The following is a 14,552-nucleotide window of genomic DNA, read 5'->3' on the forward strand; positions in this document are numbered from 1 at the left end:
CCGGTCGGCTCCTGATTCACCATCGAACATTCCCCCAGTTCGCGCGTGATCCAGCCACCCGGCGCCACTCCGAATCAACGCCCGGAATGCGGGATTCCCAACTGGCGTGCTTCCGTGGCAGGTTCGTTGCACCGAGCAGGCATTGATGGCCAAGTCAGCGATTGTTGCATCAACTTGACAGCCCGACAAGGGAGTTGCAACCTGTCTAAGGTCCAAACTTCCTGTCGGACTGGGGGAACGCAGGTGAGTCTGTTTCTGGACGTTGCCTTAGGCAAAGACACGGCGCGGGCGCCCGTCTGGATCATGCGCCAAGCAGGCCGTTACCTTCCCGAGTACCGCGCTATCAAAGAGCGGTACGGATTCTTTGAAATGTGCCGCAATCCGGAAGCCGTCACCGAAGTGACCCTGCAACCGGTGCGCCGGTTCGATCTCGATGCGGCGATCTTGTTCAGCGACATCATGGTCCCGCTGGCCGCGATGGGAGTCGACATCGACTTCGCCCCGGGCCCGGTGATCGCCCATCCGATACGCAGCGCCGCTGACGTGGCGCGACTGCGCGTTCCGGACCAGGAAGAGATCGCTCCCTTTGTCGCCGCGGCGATTCCCATGGTGCGCGAGGCCGCACACGTACCGTTGATCGGATTCGCCGGTGCGCCGCTCACCCTCGCCGCCTACCTGGTGGAAAGCGGAGGCAGCGGTGACGGCTTCCCAGCGCTCCGGTCCTGGCTGCACCAGCAGCCCACGGCGGCGCACGCGCTGCTGGGCAAGCTCACCGAGGTGACGATCCGCTATCTGCGCATGCAGGTGTCGGCGGGGGCCAACGCGATCCAGCTCTTCGACTCCTGGGCGGGTGTCCACCCGTCGGCGCTCTACGCCCGCTTCGGCCGGCCCTACGCGGCCCGGGTACTGGCCGGCCTCGGTGACCTGTCCGTCCCACGCATCTACTTCGGGACCAACACCCATCATCTGCTGGAGCAGTTGGCCACCCTGCCCGCGGAGGTGATCGGCGTCGACTGGCGTGCTCCGCTGTCCGCCGTGCGGCCCGCGCTTCCCGCCAGGACACTGCAGGGCAACCTCGACCCCACGGTGCTGACAGCGGACCCGGACCTCATCACCGAACTGGCACATGACGTGCTGCGGCATGGGATCGGCGGGCCGCACATCTTCAACCTGGGGCACGGCATCCGCCCTGACGTCCCCCCCGACCATGTCAGTCACCTCATCGAGGCCGTCCGGTCGTTCGACCGCCGGCAGGCAGCCACCCACAGGGAGACCCGGTGAGGGATCACGACAAGGTGCTGGCCCTGCTACGGGCCCAGCAGGCTCGACTGGTGGCCGCCTTCGAGGAGTGCGACGGCAGCGAACGGTTCCAGGAGCACAACTGGCAACGCCCCGCGGGAGGCGGCGGCTGGGCTCGGATACTCGAGGGCGGAGCGGTCTTCGAGCGGGCGGGTGTGAACGTGTCAGCGGTGCACGGCGACCGCGTACCGCCGTCCATCGCCAGGACGGAACCCGGCCGTGAACTGGACCGCGGCTTCTTCGCCACCGGACTGTCCATGGTGGTCCATCCCCGCAACCCCTGGGTTCCGTCCTTCCACGCCAACTTCCGCTACTTCGAGGTCGATGACGGGCAGACCTGGTGGTTCGGTGGCGGTGCGGACATGACGCCGTCGTACGGCTTCGAGGAGGACGCCCGGCATCTGCACCAGACGCTCAAGGACTGCTGTGACCGTTTCGAGCCGGGTTTCTACGGCCCGGCGAAGCAGGAGTGCGACCGCTACTTCTACCTCCCGCACCGGCGGGAGACCCGCGGGGTCGGAGGGATCTTCTTCGACCGCCTGCGTCCGCCGGGCCCGCACGGCTGGGACCGTGCGCTGCGTTTCGTCGAGGACGGGCTGACCAGTCTCGTGCCCGGCTACCTGCCGATAGTGCTGCGCCGAACGCAGACCGAGTACGGCGAACGCGAGCGGCGCTGGCAGTTGCACCGCCGCAGCCGCTACGTCGAGTTCAACCTGGTCTACGACCGGGGCACCCAGTTCGGCCTGCAGACCGGCGGCAACATCGACGCCATCTTGATGTCCCTTCCGCCGTTGGCCGGTTGGACCTTCCGCCCGCAGCCGGAGCCCGGCAGCGCCGAGGACCGGCTGGCCGACTACCTGCGCCCGAGGGACTGGCTGGCCGTCGAGGCCGATACCCCGGACGACCGCGCGGCAACAATTCCTCATGAGGCACGTCGATGACCCTGCTGAGCATTGGCACCAGTCACCACTCCGCTCCCCTGACCACCCTGGAAGCGACCGCGCTCACCACCCCGGACGTCATCCGCCTGCTCGACCGGCTGGCCGAGTCCCCCGCCGTGGCGGAGGCGGTGGTCCTGGCGACCTGCAACCGTACCGAGCTGTACGCCGACACCGAGGACGCCGACACCGTACTGGCGCACTTCGTGGCCGCGCTCGCGGAGACGGGCGGTGAGGATACCGGCGAACTGCGGTCGATGCTGCGCGTCCGACGGCGGCAGAGCGCCGCCGAGCATCTGTTCACGGTGGCCAGCGGGCTGGACTCGCTGCTGGTCGGCGACCACCAGATCCGCGGCCAGGTCCGCGCCGCGTACAACCTGGCCCGCGAACACGGCACCGTCGGGCCGGTGTTGCACGGCTTGTTCCAGCGGGCGCTGCGCGCCGGCAAGCGGGTGGAGACCGAGACCCGTCTCGGCGGGGCGGCGTCCGGTCTGGTCGCCATCGCCCTGGACGCCGCCGCCGAACTCGCCGGGCCGCTGGAAGGACATCGGGCCCTGGTGATCGGCTCCGGCAATCTGGGCAGCCTGAGCGCGGTGGCACTGCACCGGGCAGGCCTGGCGGAGGTCACCGTGGTCAACCGGACCGCGCGGGCGGCCGAACGGCTCGCCGCGGAGCTGGGCATCCGTACCGTCGCCTGGGCCCAACTGCCCGAGGCGCTGTGCCGTGCGGAGCTGGTGGTCTCGGCGACGGGGGCCAGGAACGCGGTGCTGACCCGCGATCTCGTGGTGGCCGCGCTCGCCGAACGGCCCGGCAGCACCAAGGTCCTCATCGATCTGGCCCTCCCCCGGGACATCGATCCGTCCGTCGCCTCACTGGCAGGCGTGCGGCTGATCGACCTGGTCCGGCTGGAGACCCGGCTGAAGGAGGCCTCGGAGCGGGTGCCGATCGCCGAGGCCCACCGCATCGTGGCCGCGGAGGCCCGCTGCTACGAGACGGAACGCCACCGGGACGCCGCCACACCGGCCATCGTGGCCATGCGGAAGTCCGCGATGGCCGTGGTGGACGAGGAGGTGGACCGCCTGCTGCACCGGGTGCCCACCCTGCCCGGCCAGCTCCGCGGCGAGGTCGAGCAGACCGCCCGGCGGATCGCGCGCAAGCTCATCCACCGGCCGACGGTCCGCGTCCGGGAGATGGCCACCGAAACCGGTGGCCACACCTATGTCGAGGTGTTGCACGACCTCTTCGGGCCGGAGCCAGCGGGCACCGCCCGCACATCGAACAGCAACGGGGGAGAACGGTGACCACTCAGGCCTCGACGCACGTACTGAGGATGGGGACCCGCGGCAGTGCGCTGGCACTGGCGCAGTCCTCCTCCTTCGCCGCGGCACTCAGCGAAGTGAGCGGAGCCTCCGTACGGACCGTCGGCATCACCACCCAGGGCGACACCAGCAACGCGGCCATCGCGACGATGGGCAGCACCGGGGTCTTCGTCCAGGCCGTACGGGCCGCCCTGCTGGCCGAGGAGATCGACTTCGCGGTGCACTCCTACAAGGACCTGCCGACCGCCGTACCGGACGGCATCACCATCGCGGCCGTCCCGGTCCGGGAGGATCCACGGGACGCCGTCGTCGCCGCCGACGGCCGTACGCTGGCCCAACTGCCGCCGGGTGCACGGGTCGGCACCGGATCGCCGCGCCGCGCGGGGCAGTTGCTCTCGATGCATCCTCAGTTGGACGTCGTACCACTGCGCGGCAATGTCGACTCCAGGATCGGCAGGGTCCGTAGCGGACAACTGGACGCCGTCGTCGTGGCCGCCGCCGGCCTGGCCCGGCTCGGCCGGCTGGCCGAGGCCAGCCAGATCCTGGACCCGGACGCCTTCGTCCCCGCCCCCGCCCAGGGCGCACTGGCGGTGGAGTGCCGCTCGGACGATCCGGGGCTGCTGGCGCTGCTGAGCGCCCTGGACGACCGGGACACCCGGTGTGCGGTCGAAGCGGAACGGGCGGTCCTGGCCCGGCTGGAAGCGGGGTGCAGCGCACCGGTCGGCGCCCATGCCCGGATCGCGCGGTCCCGGGCCCGGCTGGAACTGTGCGCCGTCATCACCTCACCCGACGGACGGCACCGCACCTACCGGACCATGTCCGCGTCCCCGACCGACGCCACGGCCACCGGCCACACCCTGGCCGACACCCTGCTGGCCGACCACAACACCTCGACGGGAGCCTGAAGTTGACCTCCGATTCCGCTCACCCCGCACTTCGGCCCCGTCGGCTGCGCAGCGGCGGGGCCATCCGCGAACTCGTCGCGGAAACCCGGTTGCACGCCAAGAACCTGGTGCTGCCCGTCTTCGTCAAGGAAGACCTCCGAGAGCCGCGGCCGATTCCCGCCATGCCCGGAGTGGTCCAACACGGCCTGGTTTCACTACGGAAGGCGGTCCGCGAGGCCGCTGACGCGGGCGTCGGCGGCATCATGCTGTTCGCCGTGCCGAGCCGCAAGGACGCCGTCGGTTCCGAGGCCACCAGTCCCGACGGCATTCTGCAGCGGGCCATCCATGAGGCCGTTGACGAGGCGGGCGACGCGTTGGTGGTCATGAGCGACCTGTGCCTCGACGAGTTCACCGATCACGGGCACTGCGGACTGCTCGACGCGGGCGGCCGGGTCGACAACGACGCGACGCTGGAGCGGTACGCCGACATGGCGGTCGCCCAGGCCCGGGCGGGAGTGCACACGGTCGGCCCCAGCGGCATGATGGACGGCCAGGTCGCAGCGATCCGGACCGCACTGGATGGCGCGGGCTTCGCCGATGTGTCGATCCTGGCCTACACGGCGAAGTACGCCTCGGCCTTCTACGGTCCGTTCCGGGACGCCGTGGAGTGCGAGTTGCGCGGAGACCGCAAGACCTACCAGATGGATCCCGCCAACGCGGCCGAGGCGCTACGGGAGTTGCGGTTGGACCTGGCGGAGGGCGCCGACATGGTCATGGTCAAACCCGCCATGGGCTACCTCGATGTGCTCCGCACCGTCGCCGACCGGTGCGACCTCCCGGTGGCCGCCTACCAGGTCTCGGGTGAGCTCGCCATGGTCGAGGCGGCCGCCGCGCGCGGGTGGATCGACCGCGACAGGGCCATCCGGGAGACGCTCACCTCGATCCGACGGGCGGGCGCCACGATCATCCTCACGTACTGGGCGGTGGAGGTGGCGACCGCGGGGTTGAACTCCTGATCGCCGGTGCGGGGCGGTGTGGAGAGAGACGATCGCGCGGCAAAGCACAAGGAGCGGACCCCCTTCTCTTCTTCGTCGGCCAGGCGATATCCATGAGTTGGGCCATCGGCCATCGCCGCACGTCAGACATGAGAGAAGGGGGCGCACCATGCCCAACGGACCATCCGACGACCCGGGCGGCTGGTATGTGGACGACCGCTGTACGAACTGCGATGTCGCGCGGCAACTCGCCCCGGGACTGATCGGCGAGGTCGACGGCGTCTCACGGATCCTGCACCAGCCGCGGAACGCGGAGGAGTCGCGGCAGTTGCACGCCGCCGCGTACGCCTGCCACACCCGGTCGATCCGCCATCCCTCCCGACAGCTCGACCCGGCGCTCGATCCGTATCCGCTGCGGCTGGACGAGGGTGTGTACTTCTGCGGTCACAACTCACGGCAGAACGCCGGGGCCAACTCCTATCTGCTTCTTCGCCCTTCGGGGAACCTGATGGTCGACACCCCGCGCTGGAGTGATGCGCTGGCCACGCGGTACGAGGCATGGGGGCCGGTCACGGAGGTGCTGCTGACCCACCGGGACCATGTCGCGCACGGCCGACGCTACGCGGACCGCTTCGGCGCCCGGCTCTGGATCCACGAGGGCGACCTGGACGCCGCTCCAGACGCCGACCGGGTACTGCGCGGCACCGAACCGGTCGAGGTGTCCGAGGGCGTCATCGCACACCCGCTGTCCGGGCACACCGAGGGGAGCGTGCTCTACGTCGCGGACCAGCGCTACTGCTTCAGCGGCGACAGCTTCTACTGGTCGCGCAGCACGCAGGACATCGAAGTGGCGCAGAGCGTCACCTGGTACTCCATCGAGGTGTTGGCGGCCTCTCTCGCGCGCAGCGTCGATCGGCTCCGCTTCGAGTGGTTGCTACCGGGACACGGCGACCGCCAGTACCTTCCCGCCGAGGAGATGACCGAACGGCTGCGGGGGCTGGCCAAGCGCGTTCAGCAACTGCGACCCGAACCTGTCGACTTCACCGCCTTGCGCTGGTGAGACCCGCCCTCGGGGTACGGCTTCCGGTGTGGGCCAGGCCACGACGAAGGTGTGGGCCAGGCCACACCAAAAGGGGCATGCGCGGGGTCGGGGGTGTGACTTACCTCTCTCCGGCATATCGGACCAATAGCCTCATTTCCGGACTTCATACCCCCTGACCTGCAGTTTCCTTTATTCCGCATCACCGAGTGCCCGTTTTCTCCCCTTCAGGGGGGTCTTGCCCCACCCCCGCGATCCATGTTTCTGTCGACATCGCCCGCTGCCGCGGGCCCCGCCGGTCGGAACGCCGAATCCTGCCGCCAACCGACGGGAACACCCGACGCGACAGCGCCGAAGGCAGGAGCGGGGGACCCAAGGTCCACCGCCGGTCCACCCCACGACACGGACCGGCTAGGGGTAAAGCCGCGCGCCACACCAGCCGCGACCGGGCACTCACCAGCCCGAACCCGACAGCTGACCTCGCAGGCGTCGGTGAGGAACCACACCCATGCCCAAGCTCAGCCATGCCTCCAAGACCACCCGCATCGCCACGCTCGCCGGCATCGCCACCGCCGCCATCACCATCCCCGTCCTCAGCGCCACCACCGCCTCCGCCGCCACCACCGCCACCTGGGACCGCGTAGCCCAGTGCGAATCCAGCGGCAACTGGTCCAACCACAACACCGGCGGCAACGGCCACTACGGCGGCCTGCAGTTCTCCCCCTCCAGCTGGGCAGCCGCCGGCGGCCTGAAGTTCGCCCCCCGCGCCGACTACGCCTCCAAGGACCAGCAGATCACCGTCGCCAACAAGCTCCTGGCCATGCAGGGCCCGGGCGCCTGGCAGTGCGCCAAGGCCGGCGGCCTGAAGTGACCCCACGGCCGCTAACGCGATGACCACCGACGACCACCTTGTGTAGTCGCCGCTGGTCATCGGGCGTACGCGGTCTCATGACGCCGCGCCGCACAAGCAGCCGGGGTACTGAGGATTCCGCCGGATGGGCGCCGGATGGGTTAACCCTCTCCCCCGATCCGGAGCAGCAACCTGCCGGTGGTGGTGCGGCCTTCGATCAGCCGGTGCGCCTGCGCCGCTTCGCACAGCGGCAGTTCGAGGCCTGAGTCCTGTCCGGCCTCCGGCAGCCTTCGGCCGCGCCGAAGTCCCGCATTGGACAGCCTCCTAATCCTCCTTCTTCGGCGAAGGATCGGTCAGCTCGTCCGCCAGCAGATCCATCAGCAGCCCGTCGTGCCAGCTGCCGTCAGGACCGCGTTCGTACTGCCGCATGATGCCGACCGGCCGGAAGCCGACGTTGCGGTAGCACTGGATGGCGGCGGTGTTGTCGGCCGCGGGATCGATCACCAGGCGGTGGTGTCCGTGGTCGGCGATCAGGTGCCGGGCGAGGGTACGGACGGCGTCGGTGCCCACTCCGCGGCCGTGCACGGCCGGGTCGACGTAGATGTCGATGCTGGCATGGCGGTAGTCCGGTTCCAGCTCGGCGGCCCATTGGATCGCGCCGACCACCCGGCCCTCGTACTCGATCGCCAGATGGTGGGAGCCCGGTTCGGCCAGGTCCTCCGCCACCGCCGCCACCAAGTCCTCGCCGCCGCGCCACCGTTGGTACACCTCTGGTGTGGTACGGATGTCGGCCAGCGCGGGGATGTCGGCGACCGTCGCCGGCCGCAGGGTGACCGAGGTGCCGTACAGCGTCGTCTGCATGTCCATGGACGCTACCGGCACCCGATGCGGGCCCACCGGTTGGACTCGCGCGGCTCGGGGCCTGTCGCGCAGCGGGCGGGGGCGCATTACTCTGGCACAAACGCCGAGGGAAGCCGGGTGGACATGGGCGAGCGGGCATTGGTTCTGGGCGGCGGCGGAGTCACCGGGGTGGCCTGGGAGTTGGGGCTGCTGGCCGGACTGGCGGACGCCGGACTCGACCTCGGTGCCGCGGACCTGGTGATCGGTACCTCGGCTGGTTCGGTCGTCGGGGCGCAGCTCACCTCGGATACACCGCTGGAGGAGCTCTACCAGCGGCAACTCGCCCCGCCTGACGGGGAGATACCGATGGCGATCGGCGCACGGACCATGTTCACCATGGCCGGCAGCGCTCTTGTCTCGCCGGATGTGCGCTCCGCGCGCAGGCACGTCGGGCGAATGGCGCTCACCGCGCACACCGTGCCCGAGTCGGAGCGGCGCAAGGCCATCGAGTCACGGCTCACCTCACACCAGTGGCCCCGTGAGAAGCGGTTGCTGGTCACCGCGGTGGACGCGCGGACCGGCGAGTTCACGGCGTTCAGCGGCGCCAGCGGGGTACCCCTCGTCGACGCGGTGGCCGCGAGTTGCGCGGTGCCCGGAGTGTGGCCTTCCGTGACCATCGACGGACGGCAGTGGATGGACGGCGGCATACGCAGCAGCGCCAACGCCGACCTCGCGCATGGCTTCCGGCGCGTCGTGGTGCTGGCTCCGATCGCCCTGCACACCCCGCTGATGCCCGGCCCCAGCCAGCAGGCCGACCGACTGCGCCGCGATGGCGCCCAGGTCGCCGTCATCGCGCCGGACGCGTCCGCCCGCCAGGCGATAGGACGCAACGTGCTGGACCCGGCGAAGCGTGCTGACGCGGCGCGGGCCGGGCGGGAACAGGCTCCCTCCGTCGCGCCGTTGGTGAACGGCGTGTGGCAGGGCGCCCGTTCCTGACGTAACCGCTTCGCCGACTGGTGCTCGGGCGGCTCTTACGCGGCGGCACCTCGTGCCGGCGCGGAGACCGCCGGCTTATGTCGCAGCGGGATGTCGCGGCCTTCGGCCCGCCAGTCCCGAACCAGCGCGTTGAACACCGGAGTCAGCGACCTCGGCTCTTCATGGCTGGATGACCGCGACTCGGCCGCCTGCGGCGCGTCGGTGCGCGACGGCTCCGCCGACGCGGTCTTCTGCGACAGTTGCATCACTTCCGGCATGTCACTCCTCGTTTCACTGTTGTTTTCGGACATCCGGGCACCATACGTCACGCTCTGCGGATCAGCTGTGACTACCCCCTGGGGCGGCTGGCCGCCCTCCCTCCGCCGGTGGTCCGGTAGGCACCCTGGCCTGCGCGGGCTTACCGTCGGTTATGGACGGAGCACCCCGTCCCACGCCTCGGCGAGGAGCGTCCCAGCGAAGGAGCGTGCCATGAGTACCCAGCAGGATGCGGCCCAGGTGACCGTGGTCCTCAACGACTGCGCGGCTGAAGACGCCGACACGGTGTTCCGCTCGCTCACCGCCGCCTTCCCGGCCTCCCCCAGCGGCGCTCCGGCGGCACCGATCAGCACTCGGCAGGGCCAGCAGACCGTGTGGATCGAGAGCTTCGACGTATCGAGTCATGGAACCCACGCCGCCTCGACCGAACCGCTGGCCGGTTCGGTCACGGCGGACCTCCAGGGCTGCCCGGACGCGGTGCGCAAGGTGGAGCACGCCCTTGAGGACTCGTTCACCGTGGCGGAACACGGTCTGATCCACGGTGATCAGGAAATCGACGTACAACTCCGCATCGGGCCGAGAGGTCCCTAACGGGTGATGAAGAGCTGCAAAACCAGTCAGTAAGGGATAGAGGTCGGTAGAGGAGCGTCTACAGCCACCGTCGTTCGTTCAGTTCTTGAACGGTGTGCGCCGCTTATTGACGCGTCACGTTCACCCCTTTATGTTCGCAGCGGCCTTCGCCGGTGATCGCGAACCGAGGGAAAGCGAGAACGGACCACGATGAGCAACCTGCCAGCGCTGCGAGCACGCCCCGCACGTCTGCAACGATGTCCACGACTGGTCGCGCCCGCGCTGGCGGTCCTGCTGATCGCGGCGGCGACCTCCGCCTCGCCGGTCGCCGCCGCGGCCGACAGACCGGACGCCGCCACCACCAGCAACGCTCCCGCCGACAGTCCCTGCACCGGGACCGGGACCGTCGCCGACCCCGGCTGGACGCTCTCCTCGTCTGCGATCGACCGGAAGGACAGCTACCACGCCTTCGTCGGCAACGGCTACCTGGGGCAGCGGGTGCCGGACACCGGCAGCGGCTACTTCGAGTCCACTGCCAAGACCGGCTGGCCGCTGTTCACACCGCGCTACGACGGCTCGTTCGTCTCCGGCCTCTACGCGCACAACAAGCAGACCGCCAGCGGCCGGCAGGTCATCGCCGCCATCCCCGCCTGGACCGGGATGACGGTCAGCACCGGCGGCGAGACGTTCAGCGGGGACACCCCGACCGCCCGCATCTCGCACTACCGGCAGAGCCTGCATCTGCGCTGCGGGCTGGTCCGCACCTCACTGACCTGGACCGCGGCGGACGGTCACGCCACCGACCTGGTCTACGACGTCTTCGCCGACCGCGCCGACCCGCACGTGGGCGCCGTCCGGCTGCGGATGACTCCGCACTGGAGCGGGCAGGCGACCGTCACCGATCTGGTCGACGGCCGCGGCGCCAGGATGCTCTCCCCGGTCGGCGCCGGGGCCCGCCCGGGCGGACACACCATGCGGGTGGGGTTCCGCACCGACGGAACCGGGACCGAGGGCGCCGTCGCCTCCACCCTGCGTACCAGCGGGGATGTCCAGCCGTCCCAATCGGCCCAGGGCCAGCGGGGTTTGACGGCACGTCAGTCGGTCGGCTTCCCGGTGCGGGGCAACCACACGTACACGCTGACCAAGTACGTCGGCGTTGACACCGGGCTCACCTCCCGTACCCCGGACGACTCCGCCGTGGCGGCCTCGCAGCAGGCGGCGGCGCGCGGTTGGTCCGCGCTGTTCTCCGCGCACTCGACGGCCTGGGACCGGCTCTGGCGCAGCGACATCGAGGTCGCCGGGCAGCCCGAACTGCAGTCGTGGATCCGCTCCTCGGAGTACGGACTGCTCTCCAGCATCCGCGCCGGTTCCGCCAACAGCATCGCGCCGACTGGTCTGAGCGCCGACAACTACGCGGGGCTGGTGTTCTGGGACGCCGAGACATGGATGTTCCCCAGCCTGCTCGCGTACCACCCGGAACTGGCCAAGTCGGTGGTGGACTACCGCTACCGGACCCTGGCGGGGGCGCGGGCCAACGCGCGGAAACTCGGTTACCAGGGCGTGTTCTACCCGTGGGAGAGCGGCGGTCAGGGCAACCTGTGGGCGGAGTGCCAGAGTTGGAGCCCGCCGCACTGCGTCACCCAGATCCATCTGCAAAGCGACATCGCGCTGGCCGTCTGGCAGTACTACCAGGCGACCGGCGACACGGCCTGGCTGCGTGACCGCGGCTGGCCGGTGCTGAACGGGATCGCCGAGTTCTGGGCCGGGCGCGTCACGCACAACGGCGACGGCAGCTACTCCATCAAGAACGTCGCCGGTCCCGACGAGTACAGCAACGGTGTCACCGACGCAGTGTTCACCAACGCCGGTGCCGCGACGGCGCTGCGCGACGCCACCCGGGCCGCCCGGGTCCTCGGCCGCGGCGCACCCGCCGACTGGACGCAGATCGCCAACGGTCTGCGCATCCCGTACGACCCGAGCAGCCACGTCTTCCAGCAGTACGCGGGCTACAAGGGCTCGCTGATCAAGCAGGCGGACGCGGTCATGCTGATGTATCCGCTGCAGTGGCCGATGTCCCGCACGTCGGCCGCGGCCACCTTGGACTACTACGCGGCGCGCACCGATCCGGACGGCCCGGCCATGACGGACTCCATCCACGCGATCGACGCCGCCACCATCGGCGAGCCGGGCTGCTCGACGTACACGTATCTGATGCGCTCGGTCGAGCCGTTCATCCGGGGCCCGTTCGACGAGTTCTCCGAGGCGCGCGGCAGCAAGGCCGGGGCCGCGGACCCGCTGTCGGGCGCGCCCGCGCAGGACTTCCTCACCGGGGCGGGCGGCTTCCTGCAGACCTTCGGCAACGGCCTGGGCGGGCTGCGCTGGAGCGAGGACGGAGTGCGGCTCGACCCCACGCTGCCGCCGCAGTTGAAGGACGGTGTCACGCTCAGGGGTCTGCACTGGCAGGGCCGTACGTTCGACGTCGCCATCGGGGCGCACGCCACCACCGTACGTCTGACCGGAGGCAGGCCCTTCGACGTGGAGTCCCCGCAAGGCAGGCAGGTGGTGAGCCGGTCCGTGCCCGCGGTGCTGAAGACACGGCGCCCCGACCTCGCGGCCACCACGAACGTCGCCAGGTGCGCGAAGGCGACGGCCAGTTCGGAGCAGCCAGGCATGTACGCGGAAGCCGCGCTGGACGGCAACACCACCACGGCGTGGGTGCCGAGCGGCAGCCAGGGCACCTTGACCGTCGACCTCGGGCGGACGGTGCGCATCGCCGGGATCTCACCGCGCTGGACGGCCACCCGTCCGGCCTCGTACAGCGTGCAGACCTCGCTGGACGGCAGGCACTGGACCCCCCAGCCCGGCTCCGACCGGCCGTCGGCATCGCCGCTCGCCCGCTATGCGCGGGTGACGCTGCGCGCGGCCGACAGCCAGAGCCATCCCGGTATCGCCGAACTGACGGTGCGCCAGGATCCCTGAGCCGCGGCTCCGGGAGGCGGTGGTGGCGGCGCGCGCATGCGCCGCCACCACCGTCATCTCCACCGCGTCACGGGCCGTCGGCGGATGGTTGCGGAGCGACCAGCGGTCTTGTGCTCGACTCCTACGCTCGCGAGAGCGACGAGCGGCGGTCGAAGCGGCGCGGTCGCAACGTGTCGATCGCGGGGCAACACGCAGTCAACGAGGGTCCGATCAAGGAGTACGGCGCCGTCCTCGGCAAGAAGCTCCAGGACGTCAGGCGCGTCATACACGCCGCCTGGCGGACCGTCAGGATGGACAGCCCGCGCTGCGGCAGCAATACCAGGCGCCCACCAGGCAACATATGTCAACTCCCGGGTTGGAGGGCGACCTATCATTCCTGTCCATGTCGAACCTCCCCGACGTCGTATTCTGGTCCATACCTGCCTTCGTTCTGCTCGCCGTCGTCGAAATCATCCTCGTCCGGCTGCATCCCGACGAGGAGGACGCCGGATATGAAGCCAAGGACGCGGTGACCAGTGTCAGCATGGGGCTCGGCAGTCTCTTCTTCGGCTTCCTGTGGAAGTTCCAGGATGTCGCGATCTACGGCGTCATCTACGAACTGACGCCGCTGCGGGTGCCGTTATCGTGGTGGACCCTTCCGCTGATGCTGCTCGCGCAGGACTTCTTCTCCTACTGGTCCCACCGAAGCCACCACGTCATCCGGATCCTGTGGGCCTGCCATGTCGTCCACCACTCCAGCCGGAAGTTCAATCTGACCACCGCGCTGCGCCAACCCTGGATGACGTTCACCGTAGGGTTCTTTTTGCTCCCGATGGTCGCTGTCGGTGTGCACCCGGCGGTGCTGGCATTCTGTTCCTCCTTGAACCTCGTCTACCAGTTCTGGATCCACACCGAGCGCATCGACAAGATGCCCCGGTGGTTTGAGTTCGTCTTCAACACGCCTTCGCACCACCGTGTGCACCACGCGTCCCAGGGAAACTATCTGGACCGCAATTACGGCGGGGTCCTCATCATCTGGGACCGGCTGTTCGGATCGTTCGTCGCGGAGATGGAGCGGCCCGTTTACGGGCTGACCAAGAACATCCGGACGTACAACCCGCTGAAGGTGGCCTCGCACGAGTACATGGCCATCGCCAAGGACGTCAAGATGGCCGACAGTTGGAGCGAGCGGGTCGGTCGCGTGTTCCGCGAACCCGGCTGGCGTCCGCAGGACGGGACACCCATCTCGGTGGCGTCCGCGCCAAGGCAGCCGCCGAGTGAGACCGTTACGGCCTCGGGTGGGGCGGCGATGTCCTCTGGCTCGTGATGCCGCGCCCGCTCCATGGTGGTGCCGACCAGGGTCCGCGTTCTGGCGGAGTCCTCGCCGTTCGGCCCGTCGATGAAGAGCCAGCTCGTCAGGTCGACTCCGAGGCCGAGGTCCGCTCCGCGAGACCCGCGATCCTGTCCGCCGGCTCCAGGCCCTCGGCCACCAGGTCACCCTCACCCCGACATCGTCCCGACCGCCTCCACCGACATCCGGTCCGCAAGCGGCCCGGATGCTGCCGCCTGCCCTCCCACATCTCGATTTTCCGATCAGCTTCCACTGAAG

The 14,552-nt window shown here is 69.6% G+C and carries 12 protein-coding genes, 1 pseudogene and 1 riboswitch; of the genes and pseudogenes, 11 read left to right on the forward strand and 2 right to left on the reverse strand.

The genetic code is table 11. The annotated features are described in order from the left end of the window. The first annotated feature begins 243 nt into the window (after window positions 1-243). The 7 genes and pseudogenes from hemE to P2L57_RS09970 all read left to right on the forward strand — a co-directional run. A complete protein-coding gene (gene hemE, locus P2L57_RS09940) occupies window positions 244-1,281 on the forward strand; it encodes a uroporphyrinogen decarboxylase (RefSeq protein ID WP_275811548.1) in 1,038 nt (345 codons plus the stop codon). Further along, window positions 1,278-2,240 carry an oxygen-dependent coproporphyrinogen oxidase gene (gene hemF, locus P2L57_RS09945; RefSeq protein ID WP_275811549.1) on the forward strand — a complete coding sequence of 321 codons (963 nt, stop codon included), beginning with the start codon at window positions 1,278-1,280 and terminating at the stop codon, window positions 2,238-2,240. Before hemE ends, hemF begins: the two co-directional genes overlap by 4 nt. Further along, window positions 2,237-3,538: a glutamyl-tRNA reductase gene (gene hemA / locus P2L57_RS09950; protein WP_275811551.1), complete on the forward strand. Its 1,302-nt coding sequence runs from the start codon at window positions 2,237-2,239 to the stop codon at window positions 3,536-3,538. Before hemF ends, hemA begins: the two co-directional genes overlap by 4 nt. Before the next feature lie 29 nt (window positions 3,539-3,567). Further along, entirely contained in the window at window positions 3,568-4,461 is an 894-nt protein-coding gene (gene hemC, locus P2L57_RS09955) for a hydroxymethylbilane synthase (RefSeq protein ID WP_275811952.1), read from the forward strand. A 2-nt stretch (window positions 4,462-4,463) separates the two neighbouring features. Continuing rightward, window positions 4,464-5,456, forward strand: coding sequence for a porphobilinogen synthase (gene hemB / locus P2L57_RS09960; protein WP_275811553.1), 993 nt, complete (start codon window positions 4,464-4,466; stop codon window positions 5,454-5,456). Window positions 5,457-5,604: 148 nt separating this feature from the next. After that, window positions 5,605-6,495: an MBL fold metallo-hydrolase gene (locus P2L57_RS09965; RefSeq protein ID WP_275811555.1), complete on the forward strand. Its 891-nt coding sequence runs from the start codon at window positions 5,605-5,607 to the stop codon at window positions 6,493-6,495. A 318-nt stretch (window positions 6,496-6,813) separates the two neighbouring features. Continuing rightward, a riboswitch (cyclic di-AMP (ydaO/yuaA leader) is annotated at window positions 6,814-6,978 on the forward strand. A gap of 4 nt (window positions 6,979-6,982) precedes the next feature. After that, window positions 6,983-7,339, forward strand: a pseudogene (locus P2L57_RS09970) (transglycosylase family protein); the annotation flags it as partial. 309 nt (window positions 7,340-7,648) lie between these two features. Here the strand turns inward: P2L57_RS09970 and P2L57_RS09975 are convergent. Beyond that, window positions 7,649-8,185: a GNAT family N-acetyltransferase gene (locus tag P2L57_RS09975; protein ID WP_275811557.1), complete on the reverse strand. Its 537-nt coding sequence runs from the start codon at window positions 8,183-8,185 to the stop codon at window positions 7,649-7,651. Window positions 8,186-8,308: 123 nt separating this feature from the next. On the opposite strand from P2L57_RS09975, the gene P2L57_RS09980 reads away from it, so the two are divergent. Beyond that, on the forward strand, window positions 8,309-9,160 hold the full coding sequence (locus P2L57_RS09980) for a patatin-like phospholipase family protein (RefSeq protein WP_275811559.1): 852 nt from the start codon (window positions 8,309-8,311) through the stop codon (window positions 9,158-9,160). 35 nt (window positions 9,161-9,195) lie between these two features. On the opposite strand, the gene P2L57_RS09985 is transcribed toward P2L57_RS09980, so the two are convergent. Further along, complete coding sequence (locus P2L57_RS09985) at window positions 9,196-9,417, reverse strand: hypothetical protein (protein WP_275811561.1); 222 nt, start codon at window positions 9,415-9,417, stop codon at window positions 9,196-9,198. Between the two features lie 211 nt (window positions 9,418-9,628). On the opposite strand from P2L57_RS09985, the gene P2L57_RS09990 reads away from it, so the two are divergent. The 3 genes from P2L57_RS09990 to P2L57_RS10000 all read left to right on the forward strand — a co-directional run bounded on the left by P2L57_RS09990 (window position 9,629) and on the right by P2L57_RS10000 (window position 14,270). Then, complete coding sequence (locus P2L57_RS09990) at window positions 9,629-10,006, forward strand: hypothetical protein (RefSeq protein ID WP_275811563.1); 378 nt, start codon at window positions 9,629-9,631, stop codon at window positions 10,004-10,006. A gap of 189 nt (window positions 10,007-10,195) precedes the next feature. Next, entirely contained in the window at window positions 10,196-12,964 is a 2,769-nt protein-coding gene (locus tag P2L57_RS09995; protein WP_275811565.1) for a discoidin domain-containing protein, read from the forward strand. A 382-nt stretch (window positions 12,965-13,346) separates the two neighbouring features. Next, window positions 13,347-14,270 (forward strand): sterol desaturase family protein, encoded by a 924-nt coding sequence (locus tag P2L57_RS10000; RefSeq protein WP_275811567.1) that lies wholly within the window; start codon window positions 13,347-13,349, stop codon window positions 14,268-14,270. The last annotated feature ends 282 nt before the right edge of the window (window positions 14,271-14,552 follow it).

Origin of the sequence: Streptantibioticus ferralitis, from assembly GCF_029223525.1 — a bacterium.
Classification (GTDB): Bacteria; Actinomycetota; Actinomycetes; order Streptomycetales; family Streptomycetaceae; genus Streptantibioticus_A; species Streptantibioticus_A ferralitis.